The 22,970-nt window shown below is 68.7% G+C and carries 22 protein-coding genes and 5 pseudogenes; 15 read left to right on the top strand and 12 right to left on the bottom strand.

Going from position 1 to position 22,970, the window contains the following annotated elements:
* Positions 1-13: 13 nt before the first annotated feature.
* Together STRVI_RS20525 and STRVI_RS48090 are read left to right on the top strand one after the other, a co-directional pair.
* Positions 14-478 (top strand): DUF6228 family protein, encoded by a 465-nt coding sequence (locus tag STRVI_RS20525; protein WP_014057590.1) that lies wholly within the window; start codon positions 14-16, stop codon positions 476-478.
* Positions 471-911, top strand: coding sequence for a hypothetical protein (locus tag STRVI_RS48090; RefSeq protein ID WP_078505775.1), 441 nt, complete (start codon positions 471-473; stop codon positions 909-911). The genes STRVI_RS20525 and STRVI_RS48090 overlap by 8 nt, the downstream gene beginning before the upstream one ends.
* Before the next feature lie 83 nt (positions 912-994).
* Here STRVI_RS48090 and STRVI_RS20520 read toward each other — a convergent pair.
* A pseudogene (locus STRVI_RS20520) lies at positions 995-1,545 on the bottom strand (ATP-binding protein); the annotation flags it as partial.
* A 415-nt stretch (positions 1,546-1,960) separates the two neighbouring features.
* Here STRVI_RS20520 and STRVI_RS52765 point away from each other — a divergent pair.
* From STRVI_RS52765 to STRVI_RS55985, 3 genes and pseudogenes are all read left to right on the top strand, one after another.
* Positions 1,961-2,104 carry a hypothetical protein gene (locus tag STRVI_RS52765; RefSeq protein ID WP_251982680.1) on the top strand — a complete coding sequence of 48 codons (144 nt, stop codon included), beginning with the start codon at positions 1,961-1,963 and terminating at the stop codon, positions 2,102-2,104.
* Positions 2,105-2,791: 687 nt separating this feature from the next.
* Entirely contained in the window at positions 2,792-3,502 is a 711-nt protein-coding gene (locus STRVI_RS20510) for an MIP/aquaporin family protein (protein ID WP_014057588.1), read from the top strand.
* Between the two features lie 126 nt (positions 3,503-3,628).
* Positions 3,629-4,037 (top strand): annotated as a pseudogene (locus tag STRVI_RS55985) (transposase); the annotation flags it as partial.
* A gap of 23 nt (positions 4,038-4,060) precedes the next feature.
* On the opposite strand, the gene STRVI_RS20500 reads toward STRVI_RS55985, so the two are convergent.
* Positions 4,061-4,954, bottom strand: coding sequence for an NADP-dependent oxidoreductase (locus STRVI_RS20500; protein WP_043239331.1), 894 nt, complete (start codon positions 4,952-4,954; stop codon positions 4,061-4,063).
* Positions 4,955-5,024: 70 nt separating this feature from the next.
* On the opposite strand from STRVI_RS20500, the gene STRVI_RS20495 reads away from it, so the two are divergent.
* Positions 5,025-5,633, top strand: a complete 609-nt coding sequence (locus tag STRVI_RS20495) for a TetR/AcrR family transcriptional regulator (protein ID WP_014057586.1) — start codon at positions 5,025-5,027, stop codon at positions 5,631-5,633.
* Positions 5,634-5,985: 352 nt separating this feature from the next.
* On the opposite strand, the gene STRVI_RS48080 is transcribed toward STRVI_RS20495, so the two are convergent.
* Positions 5,986-6,150, bottom strand: a complete 165-nt coding sequence (locus STRVI_RS48080) for a hypothetical protein (protein WP_014057585.1) — start codon at positions 6,148-6,150, stop codon at positions 5,986-5,988.
* 165 nt (positions 6,151-6,315) lie between these two features.
* Here STRVI_RS48080 and STRVI_RS20490 point away from each other — a divergent pair.
* Both STRVI_RS20490 and STRVI_RS20485 read left to right on the top strand, forming a co-directional pair.
* Positions 6,316-6,570: pseudogene (locus tag STRVI_RS20490) on the top strand (2Fe-2S iron-sulfur cluster-binding protein); the annotation flags it as partial.
* 49 nt (positions 6,571-6,619) lie between these two features.
* The gene (locus tag STRVI_RS20485) at positions 6,620-7,513 is read left to right on the top strand and encodes a dihydrodipicolinate synthase family protein (protein ID WP_014057584.1); all 894 of its coding nucleotides are present in this window, start codon (positions 6,620-6,622) and stop codon (positions 7,511-7,513) included.
* 691 nt (positions 7,514-8,204) lie between these two features.
* On the opposite strand, the gene STRVI_RS20480 is transcribed toward STRVI_RS20485, so the two are convergent.
* The 3 genes from STRVI_RS20480 to STRVI_RS20470 all read right to left on the bottom strand — a co-directional run bounded on the left by STRVI_RS20480 (position 8,205) and on the right by STRVI_RS20470 (position 11,201).
* Positions 8,205-9,038, bottom strand: a complete 834-nt coding sequence (locus tag STRVI_RS20480) for a PIG-L family deacetylase (RefSeq protein WP_014057583.1) — start codon at positions 9,036-9,038, stop codon at positions 8,205-8,207.
* 460 nt (positions 9,039-9,498) lie between these two features.
* Positions 9,499-10,494, bottom strand: a complete 996-nt coding sequence (locus tag STRVI_RS20475; RefSeq protein ID WP_014057582.1) for an alcohol dehydrogenase catalytic domain-containing protein — start codon at positions 10,492-10,494, stop codon at positions 9,499-9,501.
* 38 nt (positions 10,495-10,532) lie between these two features.
* A complete protein-coding gene (locus STRVI_RS20470) occupies positions 10,533-11,201 on the bottom strand; it encodes an NADPH-dependent F420 reductase (RefSeq protein ID WP_251982678.1) in 669 nt (222 codons plus the stop codon).
* Between the two features lie 154 nt (positions 11,202-11,355).
* On the opposite strand from STRVI_RS20470, the gene STRVI_RS20465 reads away from it, so the two are divergent.
* The 3 genes from STRVI_RS20465 to STRVI_RS55585 all read left to right on the top strand — a co-directional run bounded on the left by STRVI_RS20465 (position 11,356) and on the right by STRVI_RS55585 (position 15,500).
* Positions 11,356-11,967 (top strand): TetR/AcrR family transcriptional regulator, encoded by a 612-nt coding sequence (locus tag STRVI_RS20465; protein WP_014057580.1) that lies wholly within the window; start codon positions 11,356-11,358, stop codon positions 11,965-11,967.
* A gap of 656 nt (positions 11,968-12,623) precedes the next feature.
* Positions 12,624-13,580 (top strand): phosphotransferase family protein, encoded by a 957-nt coding sequence (locus STRVI_RS20460; protein ID WP_014057579.1) that lies wholly within the window; start codon positions 12,624-12,626, stop codon positions 13,578-13,580.
* 384 nt (positions 13,581-13,964) lie between these two features.
* Positions 13,965-15,500 (top strand): lipase family protein, encoded by a 1,536-nt coding sequence (locus STRVI_RS55585; RefSeq protein WP_014057578.1) that lies wholly within the window; start codon positions 13,965-13,967, stop codon positions 15,498-15,500.
* 464 nt (positions 15,501-15,964) lie between these two features.
* Here STRVI_RS55585 and STRVI_RS20450 read toward each other — a convergent pair whose 3' ends face one another.
* On the bottom strand, positions 15,965-17,053 hold the full coding sequence (locus STRVI_RS20450; RefSeq protein ID WP_014057577.1) for an alcohol dehydrogenase catalytic domain-containing protein: 1,089 nt from the start codon (positions 17,051-17,053) through the stop codon (positions 15,965-15,967).
* Positions 17,054-17,145: 92 nt separating this feature from the next.
* On the opposite strand from STRVI_RS20450, the gene STRVI_RS20445 reads away from it, so the two are divergent.
* From STRVI_RS20445 to STRVI_RS20435, 3 genes are all read left to right on the top strand, one after another.
* Positions 17,146-18,039 carry a LysR family transcriptional regulator gene (locus tag STRVI_RS20445; RefSeq protein WP_014057576.1) on the top strand — a complete coding sequence of 298 codons (894 nt, stop codon included), beginning with the start codon at positions 17,146-17,148 and terminating at the stop codon, positions 18,037-18,039.
* Between the two features lie 253 nt (positions 18,040-18,292).
* Positions 18,293-18,511 (top strand): hypothetical protein, encoded by a 219-nt coding sequence (locus STRVI_RS20440; protein ID WP_014057575.1) that lies wholly within the window; start codon positions 18,293-18,295, stop codon positions 18,509-18,511.
* Positions 18,512-18,709: 198 nt separating this feature from the next.
* A complete protein-coding gene (locus STRVI_RS20435; RefSeq protein WP_014057574.1) occupies positions 18,710-19,276 on the top strand; it encodes a dihydrofolate reductase family protein in 567 nt (188 codons plus the stop codon).
* 110 nt (positions 19,277-19,386) lie between these two features.
* Here STRVI_RS20435 and STRVI_RS20430 read toward each other — a convergent pair whose 3' ends face one another.
* Both STRVI_RS20430 and STRVI_RS46400 read right to left on the bottom strand, forming a co-directional pair.
* On the bottom strand, positions 19,387-19,725 hold the full coding sequence (locus STRVI_RS20430) for a pyridoxamine 5'-phosphate oxidase family protein (protein ID WP_251982677.1): 339 nt from the start codon (positions 19,723-19,725) through the stop codon (positions 19,387-19,389).
* A complete protein-coding gene (locus tag STRVI_RS46400) occupies positions 19,722-19,973 on the bottom strand; it encodes a gamma-glutamylcyclotransferase family protein (RefSeq protein WP_050993702.1) in 252 nt (83 codons plus the stop codon). The genes STRVI_RS20430 and STRVI_RS46400 overlap by 4 nt, the downstream gene beginning before the upstream one ends.
* Here STRVI_RS46400 and eno point away from each other — a divergent pair.
* Positions 19,958-21,107 (top strand): annotated as a pseudogene (eno, locus tag STRVI_RS20420) (phosphopyruvate hydratase); the annotation flags it as partial. The gene STRVI_RS46400 and the pseudogene eno sit on opposite strands and share 16 nt — an antisense overlap.
* A gap of 168 nt (positions 21,108-21,275) precedes the next feature.
* On the opposite strand, the pseudogene STRVI_RS48070 reads toward eno, so the two are convergent.
* The 3 genes and pseudogenes from STRVI_RS48070 to STRVI_RS20410 all read right to left on the bottom strand — a co-directional run.
* Positions 21,276-21,449: pseudogene (locus STRVI_RS48070) on the bottom strand (IS1380 family transposase); the annotation flags it as partial.
* Positions 21,450-21,592: 143 nt separating this feature from the next.
* A complete protein-coding gene (locus STRVI_RS20415; RefSeq protein WP_014057572.1) occupies positions 21,593-22,372 on the bottom strand; it encodes a TIGR03084 family metal-binding protein in 780 nt (259 codons plus the stop codon).
* Positions 22,373-22,453: 81 nt separating this feature from the next.
* Complete coding sequence (locus STRVI_RS20410) at positions 22,454-22,960, bottom strand: flavin reductase family protein (protein ID WP_014057571.1); 507 nt, start codon at positions 22,958-22,960, stop codon at positions 22,454-22,456.
* Positions 22,961-22,970 lie beyond the last annotated feature (10 nt).

Raw genomic sequence — 22,970 nt, 5'->3', positions numbered from 1 at the left:
TACTGTTCAGCGGATGAGCACTCACGACGTTGGCCTTAACGAGTTGACCGAGGTGGTTGTCCGCTCCCAGGACAACCAGGCGGTCAGGGTGAGGTTCTGTGACCGTTTCCGTCCGGACGAAGACTGTGTGCACTACGCCATTGAGGCATGCGCCCTCGGGCTGCATGCCCGTGTCGATGAAGTGGTCGCATGGATCTGGGACGCGGACCTGGCGCCCTTCCTGGAGGAGCTGGCCCGGGACTTTCGAGGGTGGGACGGAGAGCGCGTCTGGCAGAACAACGATCACGACCTCACCCTCAGAGCAGTCTTCCGATCGGGCGGGCATGTCGGGTTGACCTGGACTCTTCGCCCCTGGCCGACCGCTGCCGGCGGCTGGGAGGGTTCCGTCACGACATGGCTGGAAGCAGGCGAGCAGATGTCCGCCCTCGCCACCGATCTCCGCCACTTCCTCCATGGGAATTGGAGTGATCGTGGCTGACCTGCCGACGGATGAACGTCTCTATAACTGGGGGCGGAACTTGTTCCAGCAACAGCAGGAACCCGTTGTTTGGGCAGGCAGCGTTCTTGCTGCTGCGGCCCGGAAGCTGGGGCGGTCACCAGAGATCGACGAGGCCCTGATCCTGGCAGAAAGTGAAGACCAGTGGCCGCGGGGCCGCGATGTCTTCGACCGAATCCGGCGACGCAGCCTGAGCAGAGAAGACCCGCTGGCTGAAGAACACGCTCTGTACTTTGCACTCGCTGAACTGGTGGCCAAGCTCGCGCATAACGCAGCGGGACAGCGACCGCCTTTCGATCATGATTCGGGGTGGCGCGTCGGGCCGACTGCCTATCGCCTCGCCGCGGCGACGGGCGATCCGGAGCTTCACGAGCATCTGACGCGGGCGCTGGGCGGATGGCCACAGAGCGTCTGACTACGAGAGCTCCCAATGTGCCTCGTCGAACCTGTCGCAGTTCGGCAGCACCTCGCACGGGTTCGCCGGAACATGTGCGCTTTGCCGAACGACTCGTTGGAGGCGCTAGCCATGCTGTTCTTTTCCTCGCGCTCGGTCAGAACCTGGAACAGCAGCTCGGCGCCGCGCCTGTCCAGCTCCATATAGCCCAGCTCATCAATACAGAGAAGATCGACCCGTCCGTAGCGGGCGATGGTCTTGGTCAGCACCTTCTCGTCGGCGGCCTCCACAAGTTCGTTGACCAGCTTGGTCGCCAGCACGTACCTGACACGGAACCCGGCCATCGCGGCCTCGGTGCCCAACGCGAACAACAGGTGAGACTTGCCGGTGCCTGAGTCGCCGATCAGACGCAGCCGCAGTCCTTTGCGGACCCACTCGCAGGAGGCCAGGGTATGGATGGCGGCCGGATCGATGGCGGGGTTCGCGTCGAACTCGAAGGTGCGCAGTGCCTTCTCACGGGGAAAGCCTGCGGCTTTGATCCTGCGCTCGGAACGACGGCGGTTGCGGTCGTCGCACTCGGCCATGACAACTCGGCCAGGAACCCGCGGTAGGTCATCTGGTCGCGGGCCGCGGCGTCGGCGAGCTCGGAGAACTGGCCGCCTCCCGGCTCTTCATGACCGGTGTGAACCTGTCCGTGCCCGTGGTCGCCCTGATCCTGCGCAAGGCGTACGGCCTGGGCGCCATGGCCATGCTCGGCGGCAGCACCCACGCTCCGGTGGCCACCGCGGCGTGGCCCAGCGGGGAGCTCGGCGCGATGGGCCTGGAGGGCCCGGTACGGCTGGGCTGCGCGAGGGAGCGGGGCCGCGGTTTTCGCGAGGCGGGCCCTGCGGGCGGCGACCCGGTTCAGCTTCGCCCATGCCCGCTCGGAGACCACGGGCCCGAACTCCAGGCTCCCGTCGTCGTCGCTGGCGGTGACGCACTCGTGCTCCAGGTCGGTGAGGCAGGCGGACGGCCCACCGGGTCACCGCCTCCGGATCCGGCACGCCGCGCAGCACCCGCAGGTCCGACAGGTGCGCATCGCGGCTGCGGTTCTGCCGGTCGTCGTGGCCGCGGGACCCTTTGTGGGCGTCTACCGCATCGGCGACTCCGGGGCGAAGGCCGCGTGGCACGACGGCTTCTCCAAGACCTCCTCGGGTCGCCGACGGGGACGATGACTGACTCCGGCGGTAGCGATGACGCCCACCGCCGGCTTCTGGCAGATGTCCCATCCGACCCCCACCCTCGCGATGCTGTACGAGAGCCGTCCCCAGCGGATGAAGTCGCCCCGGACACCGATGATTCCGGAGCCCGCAAACATGCCGGCGCACCCGAAGCCCGCACCAGGGAGACGCACTCTGCGACACCTTCCACACCCGCCTTTCCCGCGGCGCTGAAGGTCTGCGGAACACAGCCGGAAACGGCGTCTCCGAAACTGCCCATCCGCCGAGCGTCAGCCCGGTCCATCGCGAGAACACCGCCTCAGCTGCGCGGATGATGTATCGGCACCCGTGAGTCCGGCGACGGCCGCCGCGCTCGGCGAAGGCATGTCCGGCGAGCACTCCGGCGGCCGGACCGCTCTCTCCGCTCATCTCACCACATACGGCCGGCATCGCGACGCCGCACGAGCCGAACGCGCCTCGGCCCGCACACTGCGCGGCGGCCACTGCCTGTCCGTGATACGTCAGCACTTCGTAAGGACCCGATCGGTGGGCGGCCCTCTCATTGATCACTACGGTGTTGCACCGGAGAAGCCCTTCATCCGGCAGCGCCCTGACGCCGCCTCAAGCCGTCGTGGTCGGCCGACCACGACGGCAGGGTGCCCCCGGTTCCCAGGCAACCCGAGCCTTCACAGGGAGAGAACCTTGCGCGCATACGTCGTCGAATTCATCGGCACGTTATTCCTCATGCTCACCGTCACGGCCGCGGTACTCGCCAAAGACCCCCTGGCTCCGCTGGCGATCGGCGGGGTCCTGATGGTGATGGTGTACGCGGGAGGCCATGTCTCCGGCGCCCATTACAACCCCGCCGTCACCCTCGCCGTCCTCGTGCGGGGACGGATCACCGCAGTGGAGGCGGCGCAGTACGCGGCGGCACAACTGGTGGGAGCCACCGCCGGTGCGCTGCTCGCCCGCTGGGCCGTCGACCCGGAGAAGGTGACGGCCGTCTCCCTGTCGGGACGGCAGCTCGGCGCAGCGCTGCTGGTGGAGACGCTGTTCACCTTCGCACTGGCCTACGTCGTGTTGAACGTGGCCACCAGCAGCAGCCACCCGGACAACTCCTTCTACGGCCTGGCCATCGGATTCACCGTACTCGCGGGCGCCATCGCGGTGGGCGGCATCTCCGGAGGAGCGTTCAATCCGGCCGTGGCCGTAGGCGGTTCCGTCGCCGGGCTGTTCTCATGGTCCTCGCTGTGGATCTATCTGCTCTCCCAGACCGTCGGGGGCGTTCTCGCGGCCCTGGCCTTCCTCGCGCTCAACCCCCACGAACGCGGCATACGGTCCGAGGAGCCGAGTGCCGGATCCAACGCCGCATCGGATGCCGGAGCACAGGTCTCACGCCAGGCCTCCTCTTGACCCCGGTTTCGACTCCCATCTGAGTGGGCGGTTCGTTATTATATGAGCGATTCTGTGATCACCTGATGGTGTGGGTGTGGGGCGGATCCTTCCGGTCCGGGGGCTGGGGTCTGGTGGGCCGGCCGGGTGAGTGAACGGGAGCCGTATCCCCGTGGCTTATCGGACGAGCTGTGGACCCTCATCGAGCCGGTGATCACCGCGTGAAGGACCAGCATCGTTCGGTCAGCGGCCATCAGGGCGCCTATGACATGCGGGAGATCGTGACCGCGACCCTCTACCAGGGGCGGACCGGATGCCAGTGAACCTATCTCCCGCACGACCTGCCGCCCAAAAGCGCGACGTACTACTACGCCGCCTGGCGGGACGACGGAACCGACCAGGTCATCCACGAGCTCCTGCGTCGCCAGGTCCGTGAACGCGCCCGGCGATTAGAGGACCCGCTCCCGGCAGCCGCGTGGACACGCGGAGTGTCCACGCGGCTGCCGGGGTCCCCGCCGCGACGACCCGCCACGATCCGGCCAAGCGGGTGCCGGGCCCTGCACCTGCGCGGGAAACGGCTCAGATGACCACGACGCGGCGCCCGCGCGTGTGACCGGCCTGGCTGTCGATGTGCGCCGCAGCCGCCTCGGCGAGCGTGTAGGACTTCTCGACCGGAATGTGGAGCTTCCCCCGCGAGATGAGACCGGCCGCCTCGGCCAGCGCCTCCGGCACACTCCCGGCCACACCGGAGAACCGGACACCGAACTCCGGCGCATCGAGATCCGCGATGGAGACCACCTTCCGCGGATCCTCGGTCAGCTCGACGAGCTCGCGGATCACCCCCGAACCGGCCAGATCGAGCGCCGCGTCGACATGGCCGAGCCGGCGCACCCGCTCGACCCAGCCCTCGCCGTACGTCGTGGCAACGGCACCCAGACTCCGCAGATAGTCCTGGTTCGCGGCCCCGGCCGTGCCGAACACCGTGATGCCGCGCTCGCGCGCGATCTGCAGCACGGCCGACCCGACTCCCCCGGACGCACCGCTGACCAGCAGCGTCTGCCCGGGCTGCACACCGACCTCGCGGATGATGCGCAGCGCGGTCTCCACCACGGATGGGTACCCGGCCGCCTCCTCGAATGTCAGACCCCCGGGCATCCGGGCCCAGGCCGACAGCACGGCGAACTCGGCATACGTGCTCGAGCCTTCGCCGAACACGTGGTCGCCGACCTCGACGCCTTCGACCCCCTCACCGACCTCGTCCACCACCCCGGAGGCATCCAGCCCCACCCCGGAGGGCAACTCGACCGGATGGGCCCCCAGGATCTGGCCCTCACGAATCCTCCAGTCGACGGGATTCACACCCGCTGCCCGCACAGCGATACGTACCTGGCCGGGGCCCGCGTGGGGCTCCTCGGCGTCCACGAGTTGCAGAACATCCGGACCGCCGAACTCGGCGAAACTCACTCTCTTCATACCGCCGACCATAACACTAACGGTTAGGGTTTAAGAACTGTTACGGATTCGCATCTGATAGCGTCAGAGCATGACCGTGCCGACCGGACGCCGTGAGCGCAAGAAGGCCGCGACCCGCCAGAAGATCGCCGACACCGCCCTGCGGCTCTTCCTGGAACACGGATACGACACGGTCGGCATCCGCGACGTGGCCGCCGAGGCCGACGTCGCCGTCACCACGCTCTTCTCCCACTTCGCCTCGAAAGAGGCCCTGGTATTCGAGCAGGACGAGAACTTCGAGCAACGCCTCACTCAGGCCGTCACCGGCCGGGCCCCGCACGAGCCCCTCATCCCCGCACTGCGCCACGAGATCCAGGCCCTGGTACGACACTGCACGGCGGACAGCGCCGCCCCCATCTGGCACATGATCGACACATCACCCGCCCTGCGGAAATACGAGGAATCGATGAGGCTGCGCCACGCGGAGTCACTGGCAACAGCCATCGCCGCCGACCCCGACCTGCCACAGACCACAACCGCCTGCCACGCCATCGCACGGTTCGCCATCGACGCCTTCTCACTGGCCCGCGAGGCCGCCGACCCGCGGGCCGCCGTCGACGAAATCTTCCACATGATCGAAGCCGCCTGGAACGCCACCAGCCCGTCCCCAGGTGCGCCAGGAACTGCCTCCTCCACGTAGGACAAGGGCCCGTCGGCGATGAGAAGCTGCAACTCGCCCGCCGGGACGGTCCTGACCTCCCGCACACGACCTCCGGCACGCAACGCCGCGCATCAGCACCAGCAGCAACCCGCTGCGCGCCGCCCAGCCCCTGGAGACAGCACTCCAACGGCGCCCACCGAGACTGCACGAGACGATTCGGGCACCGCTGTATTCCGGCTCAGTGGGCGGTATAGCCGTCGCCGACGCGGAGAACCGTGCCCCCTGCCCACGCAGCCTCCGACGCCACCAGGCAAAGCGCCGCATGCCCGACGGGGGACGAAGCCGGCGGCAGAAACCCGACCGAATCAGATACGGCCAGGAGCTACGGAGCCTATAGCCGATGAAAGACGCTCCAAGCGGTGGCGTTGAGGTTGTCGACGAGGAAGATGTCGGTCCCTCCCAGGCGCTCGTCCCAGGAGGGCATGAGCTCGGCCGCGCGGGCGACGACCGCGTCCATCCAGACCTTGATTTCCGCCTGCCGGTTGTTCTCCGGCACCTTGGCGGCGGCCGCAGCTTGCTTCCGGTCGACCGTTCGCAGCGCCTCGGCTGGCGGGAGTCGGCCCAGGACGAGGCCATGGTGATCGTCCGCGGGCCCGAAGAGTACGTGACGCAGTCGTGGTACCCGACCAAGACCGAGCACCACCGCGTGGTGCCGACCTGGGTCGAGCTGGCGAAGTCGGGCATCACGGTGACCGTACCGCCGGACAGGTCGGTACTCGAAGCCATCGAGGATGCCGGAGTCAAGATCCCCGCCTCCTGCCGAGAGGACACCTGCGGCACCTGCGAGACGGACGTCCTGGAGGGCACCGTGGACCACCGCGACTCCGTCCTCACCCCCGAGGAGCAGGCGGCCCACGACACCATGATGGTCTGCGTCTCCCGCGCGCTCCGCCCACGCCTCGTTCTCGGCCTCTGACGCCCTTCACCCATCCCATCCCGCCCATCCCGACCCCGAGGAGACCGACATGTTCCGCGGCCTCAGCGCCTTCCCTCTCACCCCCACCACCGAGACCGACATCGACGAGGCCTCGTTCCGCACCCTTGTCGCCCGTCTCGCGGCCGCCGGCGTCGATTCGATCGGCGCACTCGGCTCCACCGGCGGCTACGCCTACCTCTCCCGCGAACAGCGGGCCCGAGCGGCACGGATCGCCGTCGAGGCCGCCGATGGCGTGCCGCTCGTGGTGGGCATCGGCGCACTGCGCACCGCGCAGGTCAGCGCTCTTGCCGAGGATGCGCAGAAGGCGGGCGCGTCCGCGGTCCTGCTCGCCCCAATGACCTATCAGGCCCTCACGGACGACGAGGTGTTCGGCCTTTACGAGGACGTCAGCCGCGAGCTGTCGGTGCCGCTGTGCGTGTACGACAACCCTGGCACCACCCACGTCCACTTCACCGACGAACTCCACGCCCGCATCGCCCACTTGCCGAACGTCGCCGCCATCAAGATCCCGCCACTGCCCGATGCCCCGGCCCGGGCCAAAGCTCGCGTCGAGACACTACGAGCCCTGCTCCCGGACACCGTCACCATCGGCATCAGCGGCGACTGGGCGGCTGCCACCGGACTGAACGCCGGGTGCGAGGCGTGGTACTCGGTCGTCGGCGGCCTGTTCCCCGCCACCGCGCTCACCCTGACGCGCGCCGCCCAGGACGGGGACGCCGCCCGGGCCACCGCCCTGTCGGAGCGGCTGGAACCGCTGTGGGAGCTGTTCCGTGTGCACGGCAGCCTGCGGGTGATGTCCGCCGCCGCCGAACAGCTCGGCCTGACCGACCGGCCCAACCTCCCCCGCCCCTTGCGCGAGCTGCCCCCGCCCGCACATCAGAAACTCGCGACGGCCCTGACCTCCCTGGGTCTCACGGCCTGAACTCAACCACTTTGGTCCGGGCCCGCCCCGGCCCAGCTCCTGCTCCTGCTCCTGCTCCTGCTCCTGCTCCTGCTCCTGCTCCTGCTCCTGCTCCTGCTCCTGCTCCTGCTCCTGCTCCTGCTCCTGCTCCTGCTCCGACAGCCTGCCGCCCCTGGTGTTCCCCACGGCGACGGCTTCCCAGCAGCGGCCCGGTCAGTAGCTGTTGTCTTTCCGATCTTGAGAGACGCGTGTCGAACGGGAGTCCCGATCGGGTGGTTGTGGGGCGGCTGGCGCATACGGACAGGGCCTCCTGAACAGCTCGTTGGTGTCGAATCACCGAGCAGCAGGAGGCCCTGATGCAGCAGTCTTCCGTGCCGACGGCCGGGCAGTCCAGCTCGGTCACCTGGGAGTGTGACTGCCTGGCTCACCGGTTCGGAAACGCCGCCGACAACGCCGTGGGAGGACACCTTCGCCTGCACCCACGGCTGCAGCGAGTTCATCCAGACGGTCGCCCTGCCCGAGGCGCCGTGGGGAGTGCGGGAGCAGGCGATTGATTCCCACGGCGTTTCGGTACGAGCGCACCGGCCAGGCGGCCGACAGAGGCGAGGAGTGCTTCCGGCGCCGACCGGCCGGGTTCACCCGCTCCCGCTGCCCGACCGGGGCCTGGCGCAGGGGCCGATGGGCTTTCCCTGGCCCCGGTCGGGCGGTCGGATCAGCGCAGTCCGGCGAAGAGATCGTTCTCTGGCAGGGACGCGCCGGTGGCGTCCTGGACGCGTACGAAGGTCTCCATGCCCATCAACTCGCCGAACCTCTCCTTACCCATCTTGAGAAAGACGATGTTCTCGCCCTGACTGGCGTGCGCGGCCAGCGCGTCGAACTTCTGACCGCTGAATGCGGTGGTGTCCACCCACGTGGCGATCTCATCGTCGGGGAGGCCGATCTCGGCCATCGCGGCGGCCTCGGCAGGATCCGGCTCCGGCATGTCCTCATGGAACTCGCGCACGATCTCCCCGAACCGCCGCATCATCGAGTGGGGCATCGTCGTCCAGTACACCTTCGGTGTCAGCTCGGTCATCTCCAGCGCCGCCATCGTGATGCGGTGGGCCTGGATGTGGTCGGGGTGGCCGTAGAAGCCGTTCTCGTCATAGGTGACGACCACATCAGGTCGGTAGTGCCGCATGAGTTCCGCGAGTCGGGCGGCGCCTTCCTCCACGGGGGTCTGCCAGAAGGATCCAGGGGCGTCGTTGCTCGGCCAGCCCGTCATCCCGGAGTCGGCATAGTCCAGCATCTCCAGATCGCTGATCTTCAGGACGTCACAGCTCGCTTCGAGTTCTTGACGGCGCATCGAGGCAACGGCCGCTGGATCGTGCCCGGGATCGCCCGGCTTGACACCTCCCGGTCCATCACCGCAACCGCCGTCGGTACACGTCACGAGAACCGTGCGGATGCCTTCCGCCGCGTACCGCGCGAGGACCCCTCCGGTCCCGGTGGCCTCGTCATCGGGGTGGGCATGCACTGCCATGAGCGTCAAGGGCCGGTCAGTCATAAAAACAGTCCTCCTGCAGAAAAACGTCTTGGTCCGAGTGCGCGGCGAGTGTTCCGCAATCCCGGGGCCCGGATCCAGTCGGGGCGGATGACCTTGTTCCCACCCCTGCGACGCCGGTCCCTCGGTCGATGCAACGGTGCCGACCGGGCCGGCTGTTCCCGGCGCGGCCGCTTGACCTTCCCAGACGTCGGCGTCCCGCTTCGGGGATGCCACCCGGCTAACCTCGCGCTTTCATGAGGCGGGCTGCCCGACGGGTGGTCAGGTAAGCGAAAAGTGCCTCTGACCAGCAAGAATGAGGAGTGTCGAGGTCCTTGTTCCTGCCACCGTCGGAGGCACTTCCCAAGTGAAGAAGCGTATCGGGTCCTATCCACGCGTCCGCGTCGAGGGCGGGGGGGCTGTGGGGTGGTGTCCCAGGCCGGGGCCGTGCTGCTGGTACCGATACCAGAGAAGACGGACGGGCTCAAATGTTGATCACGGTCTTCCCGATCGTCCGCCTGCTCTCGGCCAGTTCGTGGGCTGCTCTCATCGTGTCCACACTCAGGCCGTCGAGCACCGTCGTGGCGATGGGACGCAGCCGGCCCGCGACGACATCCGCTGCCAGTTCGGCGAGGATTCTGCCCTGGCTGGCGGTGTCGCCACCGGCCATGATCTTGCTGAAGACGGTTTCGGTGTGCAGCGACACGGATTTACCGGCGAGCGGTCCAAGATCGAGGGGACCGTCCAGATCGATGACGGCAAGGTGACCGAATGGCCGCAGGATCTCGGCGATCCAGCCGGCATTGCCGATGGTCCCCGAAGTGGACAACACCAGGTCGATCCGGTCGACACCGGCGTCACGTAGTTGACCGGGCACGTTTCCGGTGTGGTCGACGACCACATCCGCTCCCATCCTCGTGCACCACTCGCGTGATTCGGGACGCGAGGCCGTGCTCGCCACCAGGGCCGAGGTCCTGCTCTTCAGGAGCTGTGTCGCCAGCGTCCCCACGCCGCCGGCGCCGCCGACGATCAGCACCCGGTCGATTCCCGCCGCCAAGCCGTCATGATCGCGGAACAGTGCTTCCCAGGCCGTGAGGCCGCCGATGGGCAAGGACGCGGCGTCTGAGAAGGACAGCTGGTCCGGAATCCTCGCCACCACACGATGGTCGACCGTGAGCCGCTCCGCCCAGGCGCCGTCTCGTGTCATGTCTCCGGTGCCCATGACGCGGTCGCCGACTGCGAAGCCCGTGGCTTCCGGTCCCACGGCTTCCACCACCCCGGCGAACTCCCACCCCAAGATGATTCGTCCGCCCGGTTCAGCGCTGCGCATCTGCCGGATCGCCGCTTCGCCCGGATTGATTCCCACGGCGCAGATCCCGACGAGCAGATCCGTGTCGCGCAGCCGTGGTTCCGCGGCGTCGATGAGCTCAATGGCGAACGCGTCGAGCGAGTGGGCCTTTTCGTAAGCGAGGGCTTTCACATGATGCCCCTGTCGTGCTGGGTCATGATCTTCTCCGTTCAGTCCTGTTTGAGAGCGTGCAGGGCCGAGAGCAGGCCGCCGCCGACCTGCATCAGCCGGCCGCCTTCCCGCAACGACCCGGCGTCCACCGGCGCGAAGCCGATCTCGTCGGCAACCGCACAGAAATCTGCTTTCGCGTCCGCGTCGTCCCCGGCATAGAAGAGCAGCTGGCGGCCTTCTGCGTGCCGCGGGTCGGGCACGATGTACTGGGCGTACAGCGTGTTGAAAGCCTTGACCACACGTGCGCCCGGAGCGTGGCGGGCGACGAATTCACTGCCCGTCTCCGAACCGAGGTCGACATAGTCTCTCGGTGTCAGGCCAACAACCTGATTGCTGGTGTCGACCAGGATCCGGCCGTCCCATGAGGACACGTCGGCCAGCGCGGCAGGGATGTCCGGCCACCTGACTGCGAGGAACACCATCTCGGCCGCGGCTGCCTCGGCGACTGTTCCGGCGGTGGCCAGCGGCCCCAGCCGCGCCACCGTGTCACTCAGTGTGTCCGGGCCGCGCCTGTTGCTCAGGACGACGCGATGACCTGCCGTCACGAGATGCCCGGCGATGCCCTGCCCGATCGTGCCCGCTCCGATCATTCCGAAGTCCACCAGCGTCTTCCTCTCAAGGTGTTCACGCGGTTCGCGGGTCCAACCCGCCTCTTTACTGTCGTTCATCATCAAAATTTATAATGGTCAGCAGCATCATTACTTGTCAAGCCGGAGCGCATGCGTGGACACCTTCTTTGATGTCAGGTAGCATCAAAATGGGCGAGATGTCGAACTCGGCCCGCACGCAGCGGTGCCGTCTTGTCGAGGAGGTGTGTCCGAGGTGCCACGCATCACCCAGGAGCAGAAGAAGCTCAACCGCGAAAAGATCGTCCGGGCGGCAGGCGAAGGCTTCAGGCTGCACGGCGTCGACGGGATCGGCATCGAGGAGCTGATGAAGACCGCCGGGATGACGCACGGAGGGTTTTACAACCACTTCTCCTCGAAGGAAGACCTCGCCCTCGAAGTCTACCGTCAGGGCTTCGCCGACTCGCTCAACGCGCTCGCCGCCATCCGCGAGGCACATCCCCGCTCCGCCCGGGCAGCCCTGCACGACATGGTCGACGTATACGTGACGGCCGCCCACCGTGATCATCCGGAATCCGGCTGCGCCTCAGCCGCCCTGGCAGTTGATGCCGGACGCCACGGCGCCACATCTCAGGCCGAGTACCGACGCGGACTTGAGGGATACTTCAGCGCCATCACCGAGATGGTGCTCGATCGCGCGCACCAATCCGGCACCGAACCGACTGCGGCAGAAGCCCGCGAACAGGCAGTGGCGCTGTTCTGCCAGATGGTCGGCGCGCTGGTGGTCTCCCGCGCTGTCGCCGAGGCCGACCCCGGACTGTCCGACGAAATCCTGACAGCCAACCGCAAACAGCTCAGGCAGCGGTAAAGCAGAGACTGGTGCAGGTCCGACGGGCTGGAAACGTTGCTCCGGCCGGACGGCCTCTCGCCCACCGAGCGCCCAGACAGGCCAGCCCGCATTCGTTGAAGCGGCCTCCCGCGCCGTGCCTCGTCGGCCCGGGTTCGCGTTGTTCTCGCCAGTGGCGGAGGGGCGTCGACGATGTGGGCTGAGCTGTTCCGCGTGGTGTTTTGACGTAGGCGATGTCCCGGTATCCATCACCCACGCGGAACGCCGGCCTCCTGCTGCGCCTTCTTCAACATCTCGCGAGCCGGTCGACGGCCGTCGCCACGAGGACCTGACGCAGGAAGGAGTGGTGCAGCTGCCCAGCGGTGATCAGCGCGATATCCATCATGCAAGCCACACCACACGGCCCCGACCTGCAAGAAAAGCACGATCGGTCGGGCGTCTGGTCAGGTGGGAGCAGCGAACCTTCTTCCCGGGCACCCGCAGGGCGGGAAGCGGTCCCACCGGACAGCCAGCGTCAACACCCTCCGAAACCAGTGCCGCCCCTCCCCCACCACCGACAACCACCAACACCACCCCGACCCATCCCTCGCTCGCGCCGGTGGAGTTCCCGACTGAGCAGCACGGCCATCGCCTCACATAAACCTTCGCGCGTGCCGCACTCCGGATGATGAAGTGGCATGGTGACCAACCACGATGAGACGGCGGCTGTCCGACCGTTGACACTGGCTTGGGTGAGCCGGCACCTGGAGGTCGGCGAACGGATCGTCAGAACCGAAGCGCTGCACGGCGGCATCACTGCCGAAATGCGGAGGCTGACCATCGGCACGCGGGACGGAGGCACCCGTGACCTGGTACTGCGGAGCTTCGTCAACGTGGAGCACGCCGAGGACTGGCTGAACAGGGAGGCCGGCGCCCTGACCCTGCTCACGGGGACCGGCGTGCCCGCTCCTGGACTGGTCGCGGTTGATCCGACCGCCACGCATTGCGCGTATCTCTCCCTCCTGATGACACATCTGGCGGGCCGGACGGTCCTCGACGATGAGGGATTGGAGACGCGCGTCCCTCTGCTGGCCCGTCAGCTCGTGGCGATCCACGCGGTGCGACCCGCCGTGCGGCCCCGGGAGTATGTGGCGTTGACGACCGCCGACACCGTCGTGACTCCGAAGGGCGCCGACGCGGGGGCATGGGCTGCGGCGATCGACGTGATTCGCAGGCCCGCGCCGCCCTATGAAGGGCTATTCCTGCATCGGGACTTCCACCCCGGCAACGTGCTGTTCGACGTGCCGCCTTCTAGGCCGGCTGGTGCCCGGATCACCGGCGTCGTCGACTGGGCGGCGACCTCCTGGGGCCCGGCGGATCTCGATGTGGCGCACTGCTCCACCAATCTCGCGCTGCTGCACGGCCCGGCGTGGGGTCTGCGGTTCGCCGAGGCGTATGAGGAGGCCGGCGGGGTGCTGGCCGCGACCGCGAGCGAGCGGCTGTACTGGCAGGTGCAGGACGGGCTGGCGTTCTCAGAAGACGTGCGGTTGGTGGCGCAGTCATGGCGGGAGGCAGGGAGGGCAGAGCTGACGACGCGAGCCGTGGAGGAGCGGCTGGATGCCTACGTCACCGCCCTGGTGGACGCACTGGGCTGAGCCAAGGCGGTCCGGGACGCTGCCCCGTCCTCGTCGTCCACCGCACAACCAAGTGGGGAATCGAGCAGACCCTGGGGAATTCGGTTTCCAGGAATCGCCATCACCGGCGCTGTGCTGCGCCGCCGCCTCGGCGCCCCTGGCCACCCCGCACCCCGCACCCCGGCTGGGGCAGGCGCGGGCGCAGACTGCCGCCGCGCTCTGACCGGCCCGCCAGGAAGCAGGCCCGCGGAGAGGCGCGCGGGCGCGGGCGCCGCGCCGCCGGGCTCGTCCACCCGTGTGTCGCTCGGCGCCGACATGCCCTCGGATCGATGCGGCGCACACCGCCGAAACTAGATTGCGCACGACCCGTCCGGCGGGGCCGGGTGAAATCCGAGGGAGCTGAGCATGTCGACGCGACACAGCGCACGGGCGGCCCAGGCAACGCCACAGGTGGCGACGGCCCAGGTGGCGATGACCCTGGCCGGGATCGCGGCGACCGCCGCGACTCCGCGCCCGTCGGGGGAATCGGTCGCCGAGCAGTGCACCCGGGTCATCCTGGGCATCAACCAGCAGCTCGCCGACCCCGGCCTCGCCACCCAGGGCAACTGGAGCCTGCTGTGGGCCGCGCTGAGCGAGGACAACGCGAACATGGCCTACCTGGCCAAGTCCACCGACTGCTCCAACCAGTTCGCCGTGGTGCTGCGCGGCACGGTCGGCAACGTGACCGACCTGCTGGAGGACCTCGACGTCGGCACCGTCGTCCCGTTCACCGCCGTCGGCAAACCGCAGAGCCCGGTCTACGTCTCCAAAGGCGCGATGGAGGCATTCAGCCAGGTCATGGCCATGAGCGCGGCGGGCCTGACCCTGGTGCAGGCGCTGTCCGGCGCGCTCGCCGCGGCGCCGGCGAACCCGACGGTCCTGGTGATCGGCCACAGCCTCGGCGGCTGCCTGGCCACCATGGTCGCCCCCTACCTGCAGACGCTGACCTGGCCCAGCGCCACCGCCCCGGCGTTCGGCCTCTACACCTTCGCCGCGCCCACCGCCGGCGGCCCGGACTTCGCGAACTACCTCACCGGCCCCGCCCTGTCCTGGGCCGTCAACGAACGCTACGTCAACTGCTACGACCTGGTGCCGCTGGCCTGGACCAGCATCGACACCGCCAAGAGCTGGTACCCGGGCAAGGGCCCGGTGGCCGACGTCGACACCAAGGCCGTCATCACCGCGATCGCCTCCCTGCCCGGCCCCAACACCTACACCCAGCCGGGCCCGTGCACCCAGCTGAACAGCGGCTACGGAACCAACGACCCGAACCTGCAGAGGCACTCCCTGCAGGACTTCATGGGCCAGGCCGCCTACCAGCACGGCAACAACACCTACCTGAGCCTGCTCGACGCCCCCGCCCTGCCGGCCAGCCCGCAGGTCACCGGCCTCAGCCCCGACACCGGCGGGGCCGGCACCCAAGTCACCGGCACCGGCACCGGCTTCGGCACCGGCGCCATGGTCGACTTCGGCCCGTTCGCGTGCGCGGACCTCACCGTCGGCTCGGCCGGCACCACGATCACCGCCACCGCGCCCGAGGGCATCGGCGTGGCGGCGGTGCGGGTCACCACCTGCCTGGGCACCTCCCCGGCCGTACCCACCGCCCAGTTCGCCTACGGCGGCCCCTCCCCGGTGCGGGTCACCGCCATCAGCCCGGACACCGGCACAGCCGGCACCTCCGTACAGATCACCGGCGTCAACTTCGGCTCCGACGCCAAGGTGTTCTTCGCCGGCGTGCAGGCCACCGGCCCCAGCATCACCCCACCCGACACCATCGTCGTCAACGCGCCCAAGGGGGTCACCGGTATCGGCAAGCCCTCGACCGTCAACATCACCGTCGTGTCCAACGGCTACTCCTCCCCGACCGGCCCCGCCGACGAATTCGCCTACCCGGATCTGTAACCCGCCCGGCCACAAGCGCCCCCCGCCCGCCCGGGCGGGGCGCGCGGTCAGTCCCCGGTGACCCCCCAGAAGCACAGCTCCCCCGGACTCCCGTCGGCCCCGTATACGACCGTGCGGCAGCCCGAACCGCATCCGAGCAGCACAGCCGGACACCGGCCGCGGCCCGTGCGGACGACGAGCACCGGGATCCCCGGATGCCCACGCACGGGCGGGGGCGTGGGCGGGTGGTCAATGCGGGCAGCCGGGCCGCGACGACTCCGTCGCCGAACATGGTCGAGCATTCGGCGGCGAAAGCGGCGGCGGTCAACATGAGATCAGCCTGGCCCGGCACATGACCGGATCCGGCATCTCCGCGAACACGGTCAGACCCGGTGTCACCGTCACCGACGGCATGCGGCGGATGTTTCGAGGACGGAGCGGCTCCCCGAAACCGGCACATCGCATGCAGAGGTCAGTCGACCCTGTCAGCCGGCGGGCGGGGTGAGGACGGTGCGGTCGAAGGGCCCGCTGTGCGTCGCGGCGTAGGTGACGGCCTCGTTGACGGCGTCGAGTCCGAAGGTGCGGACCCGTTCGAGATCGAGATCGAGCGCACCTGACGCGATGAGCCGGATCATGCCGACGTTCGCGGCGCGCGGGTACATCCACTGCCCGCGCAGGGTGACCGAGTTGCGCATGATCCACGGATAGGGAAGCGCGAGGTCCGCACCGCCGAGCATGCCGACGCCGCCCATGAGGACTACGCGGCCGTACTCGCGGACGGTCATGGCCGCCGCACGCGCCACCGAGCTGGGTGCGGAAGGCGGAAGCAGGTCGAGCACCATGTCGATCGGACCCTCGGCCGCGGCGGACATCGCCGCGCGGTCGGCGGCCTCGTCGCCGGTCAGTTGGACCGGTCGCACGCGCGGGCCGAACCGGTCGACGAGCAGGTCGAGCACGGCGTGGTTGCGGCCCGGCGCGATCACCCGGCCCGCCCCCATGGCCAGCGCAGTGGCGACGGCGGCGCTGCCGAGGTTTCCGGTGGCCCCGCTGACGAGCAGCGTCTCGCCGGCTTCGAGTCCGCCCGCCAGCAGTCCGCCGTAGGAAATGGTGTACACGCCGAGCGAGGACCAGCGCGCCAGGTTGTGCCCCGCTTCCGCGGGCAGGGGGTAGACGTTCTCCGTCGGCACCCGCATGCGTTCGGCGAAGGACCCGTCGTGCAGGTGTCGGGCGAGCCTGGCGCCGCCTTCGCCGCGGGAACTCCAGCCCAGCAGCGTGATGTCGGGGGTCAGCGCGTCGTCGCGGGAACGGACGGTGCTGTCGCACCACACCAGGTCGCCGACGCGCAGCCGGGTGGCGTCCGGGCCGACGCCGACGACCCGCCCCACGCCGCCGGGGCCGGGTACCACGGGGGGTTCGAGCGGGTAGTTCCGCCGGCCGCTGAAGACCTCGTCGGCGTACGGCGGGACGCTCGCCGCCAGGACCTCGACCACCACCTCGCCGCCGCCCGCCCCCGGATCGGGTATCTCCCGCACCGTGAGCGGGGCACCGAACTCCGTCAGAACTGCTGCTCTCATCTGCCGACCTCCTTGATGGCTCGTTCCGAGGCTAGAAGCGCGGAGGACATGCGCCAAGCGAAGATCTGGCATCCGTGGTATGCGTATGACGCATGGACTTCTCCAGTACGGCTCTACGGGTTCTGCGGCAGGTCGCCGAGTCGGGGAGCTTCACCGCGGCGGCCTCCCGGCTCGGCTACACACAGTCGGCGGTCTCGCGCCAGGCGGTGGCTCTCGAACGGAGCGCGGGCGCCGTCCTGTTCGAGCGCCGCCCCGACGGGGTGCGGCTCACGCCCGCCGGGCTGACCCTGCTGCGGCACGCCCGCACCATCCTGGACTCCGTCGCGGCGGCCGAGAGCGACCTCACCGGCTCCGCCTCGCAGAGCGAACTGGTGCGGGTCGGGCTCTTCATGAGCGCCGGCGCAGTGATCCTGCCCACCGCGCTCACGCGGCTCGCAGCGGCCAGCCCACAGGTCACCGTCACCACGCGCGAGGGCACCACGCCCGCCCTGATCCGGGCTCTGCGGGCGGGCTCGATCGACATCGCCATGCTGACGTCCCGCCCGCCGCACCGGCCCTCGGACGGCGAGTCACCCCGGCTGCACATCGACGCCGTCGAGGACACCGAACTGCTCGTGGGAGTGCCGGCGGCCGGCGTGTTCGCCGGCCGCGCCTCCGTACACATCGACGAACTCGTCGACGCCCCCTGGATCGCAACCCCGTCATCGAACTCCGAGCCGCTGCTCGGCGTCTGGCCCGGCCTGCCCGGACGGCCACGCATCGTCCACACCGCACGCGACTGGCTGACGAAACTGGAGCTGGTCGCCAGCGGTTTCGGCGTGACGACTGTCCCGTCCCGCATGTCGAGCGTGCTGCCGTCCGGCGTGAGACTGCTGCACGTCGACGGCGTGCCCCCCGAGGTCCGCCGCGTTCTCGTGGCGCGGCTTCCCGGCAGACCGACCCCAGGAATCTCGGCCGTCACCCGAGCACTTGCCTCGACCGCCTGACCCGTCGCCGCCCCGACGGGGACACAAGCGCATACGCCCGCAGCATGACCAGGGCCTTTCGCCGCAACCACCTCGATGTGGCGCTGGGCACCGAGACCGCGGTGATGTCTCCACCGAGATCCCTCTCGGAGTGGTGGCCCGCCTTCGAGAATGCGTGCGCCTCGGATGTCGAGAACGTCCGGCCGGCTCCGTCCCAGGGACACGAGCGGCCACGGACACGTCGCTCGACGACGCCGACGAAGGAGCGATCACCATGCAGCCGACCGAGATCACCGAGATCCTGAACCGATTTATCAGCCAGGACCTGCTGGCCCGCGACCTGACCCGGCTGGCCTACGTCGCCAGGGATGGCACACCACGCAGTATCCCGATCGCGTTCGCCTGGAACGGCTCGGAGATCGTCCTGTGCACCACGAAGAACGCCCCGAAATCGACTTCGAAACCACCCTGCCCCCCGCGATCGAGGAGGTGATCCGGCAGCGGGCCGCACGTCAGCACGCCTGAGATCAATGCGGCCGGAATGGGCCCTGCCACTCCGCCGTGTCCGTGCCGACGTTCCGGACTGCCGCCAACCTTCACCTCCAGCGCAGCGCGAGCTCGCCTGCGCCTCGCCCCGCTCCGCTCCGGGGGACCTGTTCATCCGACAGATACTCGAAAGGAACGGTCAGTGATGCGAAAACTCATAGTCCAGCAGTGGGTTACCGTCGACAACATCGTCGCGGAGGAGGACGGCGGGCTCAGCTTCGTGTCAGGGGAGCCCTTTTCCGATGCCACCAACCCTGCGTTCAAGGCAACTGTGATGGGGTTCGTCGACTCGGTCGACACTCTGATTCTCGGCGCCAATACCTACGCCCAGGCCAAGGACTACTGGCCGTACGCCGACGAGCAGGGCGAGTACGGCGAGAAGCTCAACAACCTTACCAAGTTCGTCGCCTCGTCGAAGCTGGATGACGCCCCCTGGGGCGACTTTCCCCCCGCGACCGTGACGCGCGACCCGGCCGCCACCATCCGGGAGCTCAAGGAGCAGAGCGGCAAGGACATCTGGCTGTGGGGAAGCTTGAAACTCATGCGCTCCCTGCTGGTCGCCGGCGTCGTCGACGAGATCACCCTGCTCGTCTGCCCGGCGTCGCGGGGCAAGGGAACGCGCATTTTCGAAGATCGGCAAGACCTGAAGCTGGTCGAGGCCACACCCTTCGAAAACGGCGTCGCAGTTCTGCGCTACGAGATCAAGAAATAAGCGGAAAGTTCGCATGCTCGAGGAAACCGGACGCCGTGCTATCTGCTGCTCGCAAGCCCGCGGCGCCGAACTCGCCCTCAGGCCCTGAAGTCCGTCTTCCGCCTGTGCGGCTACGGCCACAGCGGGTGGCGCTCCCACGGGCCGTGACGGTCGGGACGTTCGTAGCGCAGCCGGTTGTGGAGGCGGCCCTTGGGGCTGTGGGCGTGGACGGCGAACTGCCAGCCGTCGCCGTCCACGTTTTTGAGGATGAGCACCCGCGCGTCCGATCCGCCGTCCTCGCCGATCGTCGACAGGGTCATGGCGTGCGCGTCGGGCACGCCCACCGCGACCGCTTCCCCCAGCCAGCCCAGGAACAAGTCGACGGGCTCTGCCGGTGCGCCGGCCGGGTCGAAATCCGCCAGCGGTCCCGCGAATACCTCCAGACCGCGCAGCCACTCCCGCACACTCACAGGCTCCCCGGCACCATCGTTCGCATCCACCCCGCCACCGTGTTCGCCGGGCACCTGGACAGCCGGGTCGCCGGGCGTGTCGCTCGCGCGCCCCAGATACGCCCACGCACGGGATCCCGGCGCAGGGTCACCGTGCCGCGGGCGTAGTCGTCGCCCTCGTAGGCGTCGGCCATGGCCAGTTCGGCGTCGCTGATCGTGAAAACCTGGCCCTCGACGGTGTCCTCGGGGGCCGGTGAGACGACGACCAATCGACAGCCGGGGCAATCCGACCGTCGAGGTGGACGTGGAGCTCAAGGACGACTCACTCGGCCGCGCGGCCGTCCCCTCGGGTGCCTCCCCCGGGGCCAGGGAGGCGGTGGAACTGCGCGACAGCGACCCGGCCCGGTTCCACGGCAAGGGAGTACGGCGCGCCGTCGACGCCGTCAACGAGACCGTCGCGGACGCCGTGACCGGACTCGACGCCGAGGACCAGGCGACCGTCGACCACACCATGATCGAGCTGGACGGTACGGGCACCAAATCACGGCTCGGCGCCAATGCCCTGCTCGGCGTCTCCCCGGCCACCGCCAAGGCCGCCGCGACCGCCCACCGCCTGCCGCTGTACCGCTACGTCGGCGGAGTCGACGCCCGCCTGCTGCCGGTGCCCATGATGAACATCGTCAACGGCGGCGCGTACGCGGACAATCCGCTGGACTTCCAGGAATTCATGATCGCCCCGATCGGCGCGGCCACCTTCGCCGAGGCCGTCCGCATGGGCTCGGAGGTCTTCCACACCCTGCGCGGCAGCCTGATCGCCGCCGGCCACAGCGTGAACGTCGGCGACGAAGGCGGCTTCGCACCCAACCTGCGCACCGCCGACGAGGCCCTGGACTCGTCGTACGCGCCATCGAACAGACCGGCTACAAGCCCGGCACCGACATCACCCTCGTCATGGACCCGGCCAGCTCGGAGTTCTTCCACAACGAGACCTACGACTACACCGGCGAGGGCATCCGCCGCACCCCCGCCGGACACGCCGACTACCTCGCCACCCTCGTCGACGGCTACCCCGTCGCCTCCATCGAGGACCCGATGGCCGAGGACGACCACGACGGCTGGCGTGACCTGACCGCCCGCCTCGGCAACCGCTGCCAGCTCACCGGCGACGACGTCTTCTGCACCAACGAGACACTGCTGCGCGCGGGCATCCGAGACGGCATCGCCAACTCGATCCTGGTGAAGGTCAACCAGATCGGCACCCTCACCGAGACCTGGCCACCGTCGCCACCGCCCACCGCGCCGGCTACACCGTCGTCATGTCCCACCGCTCCGGCGAGACCGAGGACACCACCATCGCCGACCTCGCCGTCGCCGCCGGCTGCGGCCAGATCAAGACCGGCTCGTCGCCAACGCCCTGCGACCCTGACCGTCCCCGGCTTGGACGGGAGGGGTGCCGATGTGGCCGTCTGTGCCGCGGTTGAAGTCAGGCCTCGAGGGGTGACGAAGTGGTCGCTCTTCCCGCGCTCAGTCACACCCAATGTGACTGAGCGCTCTACATGGCGGAAGTGACGCATGTGCTGGTGGATGGTGTCGGTGATGGTCATTCCGACGGAGTAGGACAGCCGGCGGCCCGGCCGGGCGAGCCAGGAGACGAACTCGTGGGTGCCGCCACCGGAGTCGGCGCGGTTGAGGGTCTGCCGTCCCCGCCGGTACCTCTTCGGCAGCTGGGCCAGGAAGTATCTTGCCAGGGTTGTGGATTGCTCGGCGCTTCCGCCAGGGGGCGAGGGCCGCGGATATGGCTTGGTTCTCGCTGGTCAGAGATGTTTTCTGCTTACCTGACCACCTGTCGGACAGACCGCCTCATGAAAGCCCGAGGTTAGTGAGCCACCTAGCCCCCAGCCCCCGGTCCGGGCGGGCCTGCGAAACACTGGGCGATGGCGAGCCACTGCTCAGCGACCTCGCCTCGGCAGGTCAGGGACGTGTCGAGGCGGTGCTTGCGTTGGGTCACCACCAGGGCGAAGTCGAGCGCGTCGCCGGTGACGACGGCATCGGCGCCTTCCGGGCCGCGGGCCCATGACCGGCCGCTGGGCAGGCGCAGTTCGACGCGCGGTGGAGACGGCGGCACGGGCAGGCCGCGGTTGGCGAAGCTGAACTCGAAGGTGACGAACCCGAGGTGACAGACGTGCCGGAGCCGGTCCGTGGGCCGGCGGACGATCTTCAGGGCGTCGGCGACATCCTGGCCGTGAGCGAAGTACTCCATGAGACGAGCTGTGGCCAGCGTCGCCGGGCTCATCGGCGGCCCGAACCAGGGAACCTTCTGCCCCCGACGCGAGGACGTGAAAGCCCTCAGCAATGCCGCGAAGGCGTCGGCCCATTCCTGTCGCAGTTGCTCCACCGGGAGATCTTGGCGGGCTGTGATGTGACCTTCGAGGAGCTCGGCAAGACCCACGTCCATCGCAGGACGGGCACGCCGGAATTCACCGGGGTCGCCCACCGCCTCCTCGGCCAGCAGGTCGCAGCCGATCAGGTGGGACACGCTGGCTCCAACATCCCAACCGGCGGCCGGGGTTGGACGCCGCAGGTTTGTCCCCGAGGGAACAAGTGCCCGCAGCGAGTCGAACTCCGCCGTGAGATCGTCGAGCAGCTCGCGCGGGACTCCGCAGTCCATGGTGATGGCCCTTCTCCGATCAACGAACTGAGGCAGCCCCGGTTCTGAGGTCGTCCCGTGGGACTGCGCGGTGCTCGCCGATCAGGCGGATACGAGTCGGTTGTAGCGGCTTTGGAAGAACAGCAGGGGTGACGCCGTGCTGTCGGCGTCGAGGTCGTCGACACGTCCGATGACGATGTGGTGGTCACCGGCATCGTGTACGGCTTCGATCGTGCAGCCGATCCAGGCGACCGCGCCGTCGATGACCGGGTCGCTGTGCGGCCCGGGCCGCCAGGACACCTCGGCGAACTTGTCGCCTCCCGACACCGACAGCGCACGGCAGATCCACTCCTGGTCGGCGGCGAGAACGTTCACGCAGAAGGTGCCGCGCTCGGCGATGACCGGGAATGTCGATGACGTCTTGCCGGGCAGGAACGCCACCAGCGGAGGGCTGAGGGAGACCGAGGTGAACGAGGCGACCGTCATGCCCACCGGCCTGCCCTGCACATCGCGCGAAGTGATGGCGGTAATGCCACTGGGGAAGTGCCCGAGGACGGCCCGAAAACGCGCGGTGTCGAGGACCGGGCACCGAGAGTCTGATGTAAGCATACTTACACAC

The organism is Streptomyces violaceusniger Tu 4113 (genome assembly GCF_000147815.2).
GTDB lineage: Bacteria > Actinomycetota > Actinomycetes > Streptomycetales > Streptomycetaceae > Streptomyces > Streptomyces violaceusniger_A.
Note: the sequence above shows the minus strand (reverse complement) of the source record. Positions and strands in the feature narration are given on the sequence as shown.

What these genes read in the sequence shown, in the direction of transcription:
- STRVI_RS20470 (WP_251982678.1), bottom strand. Translation starts at nt 11,201, where the DNA reads ATGAACGACAGTAAAGAGGCGGGTTGGACCCGCGAACCGCGTGAACAC.
- STRVI_RS20495 (WP_014057586.1), top strand. Translation starts at nt 5,025, where the DNA reads ATGACCGTGCCGACCGGACGCCGTGAGCGCAAGAAGGCCGCGACCCGC.
- STRVI_RS20415 (WP_014057572.1), bottom strand. Translation starts at nt 22,372, where the DNA reads ATGGACTGCGGAGTCCCGCGCGAGCTGCTCGACGATCTCACGGCGGAG.
- STRVI_RS20440 (WP_014057575.1), top strand. Translation starts at nt 18,293, where the DNA reads ATGCAGCCGACCGAGATCACCGAGATCCTGAACCGATTTATCAGCCAG.
- STRVI_RS20525 (WP_014057590.1), top strand. Translation starts at nt 14, where the DNA reads ATGAGCACTCACGACGTTGGCCTTAACGAGTTGACCGAGGTGGTTGTC.
- STRVI_RS20450 (WP_014057577.1), bottom strand. Translation starts at nt 17,053, where the DNA reads ATGAGAGCAGCAGTTCTGACGGAGTTCGGTGCCCCGCTCACGGTGCGG.
- STRVI_RS20480 (WP_014057583.1), bottom strand. Translation starts at nt 9,038, where the DNA reads ATGACTGACCGGCCCTTGACGCTCATGGCAGTGCATGCCCACCCCGAT.
- STRVI_RS20500 (WP_043239331.1), bottom strand. Translation starts at nt 4,954, where the DNA reads ATGAAGAGAGTGAGTTTCGCCGAGTTCGGCGGTCCGGATGTTCTGCAA.
- STRVI_RS20460 (WP_014057579.1), top strand. Translation starts at nt 12,624, where the DNA reads ATGGTGACCAACCACGATGAGACGGCGGCTGTCCGACCGTTGACACTG.
- STRVI_RS20485 (WP_014057584.1), top strand. Translation starts at nt 6,620, where the DNA reads ATGTTCCGCGGCCTCAGCGCCTTCCCTCTCACCCCCACCACCGAGACC.
- STRVI_RS20445 (WP_014057576.1), top strand. Translation starts at nt 17,146, where the DNA reads ATGGACTTCTCCAGTACGGCTCTACGGGTTCTGCGGCAGGTCGCCGAG.
- STRVI_RS20410 (WP_014057571.1), bottom strand. Translation starts at nt 22,960, where the DNA reads ATGCTTACATCAGACTCTCGGTGCCCGGTCCTCGACACCGCGCGTTTT.
- STRVI_RS20435 (WP_014057574.1), top strand. Translation starts at nt 18,710, where the DNA reads ATGCGAAAACTCATAGTCCAGCAGTGGGTTACCGTCGACAACATCGTC.
- STRVI_RS55585 (WP_014057578.1), top strand. Translation starts at nt 13,965, where the DNA reads ATGTCGACGCGACACAGCGCACGGGCGGCCCAGGCAACGCCACAGGTG.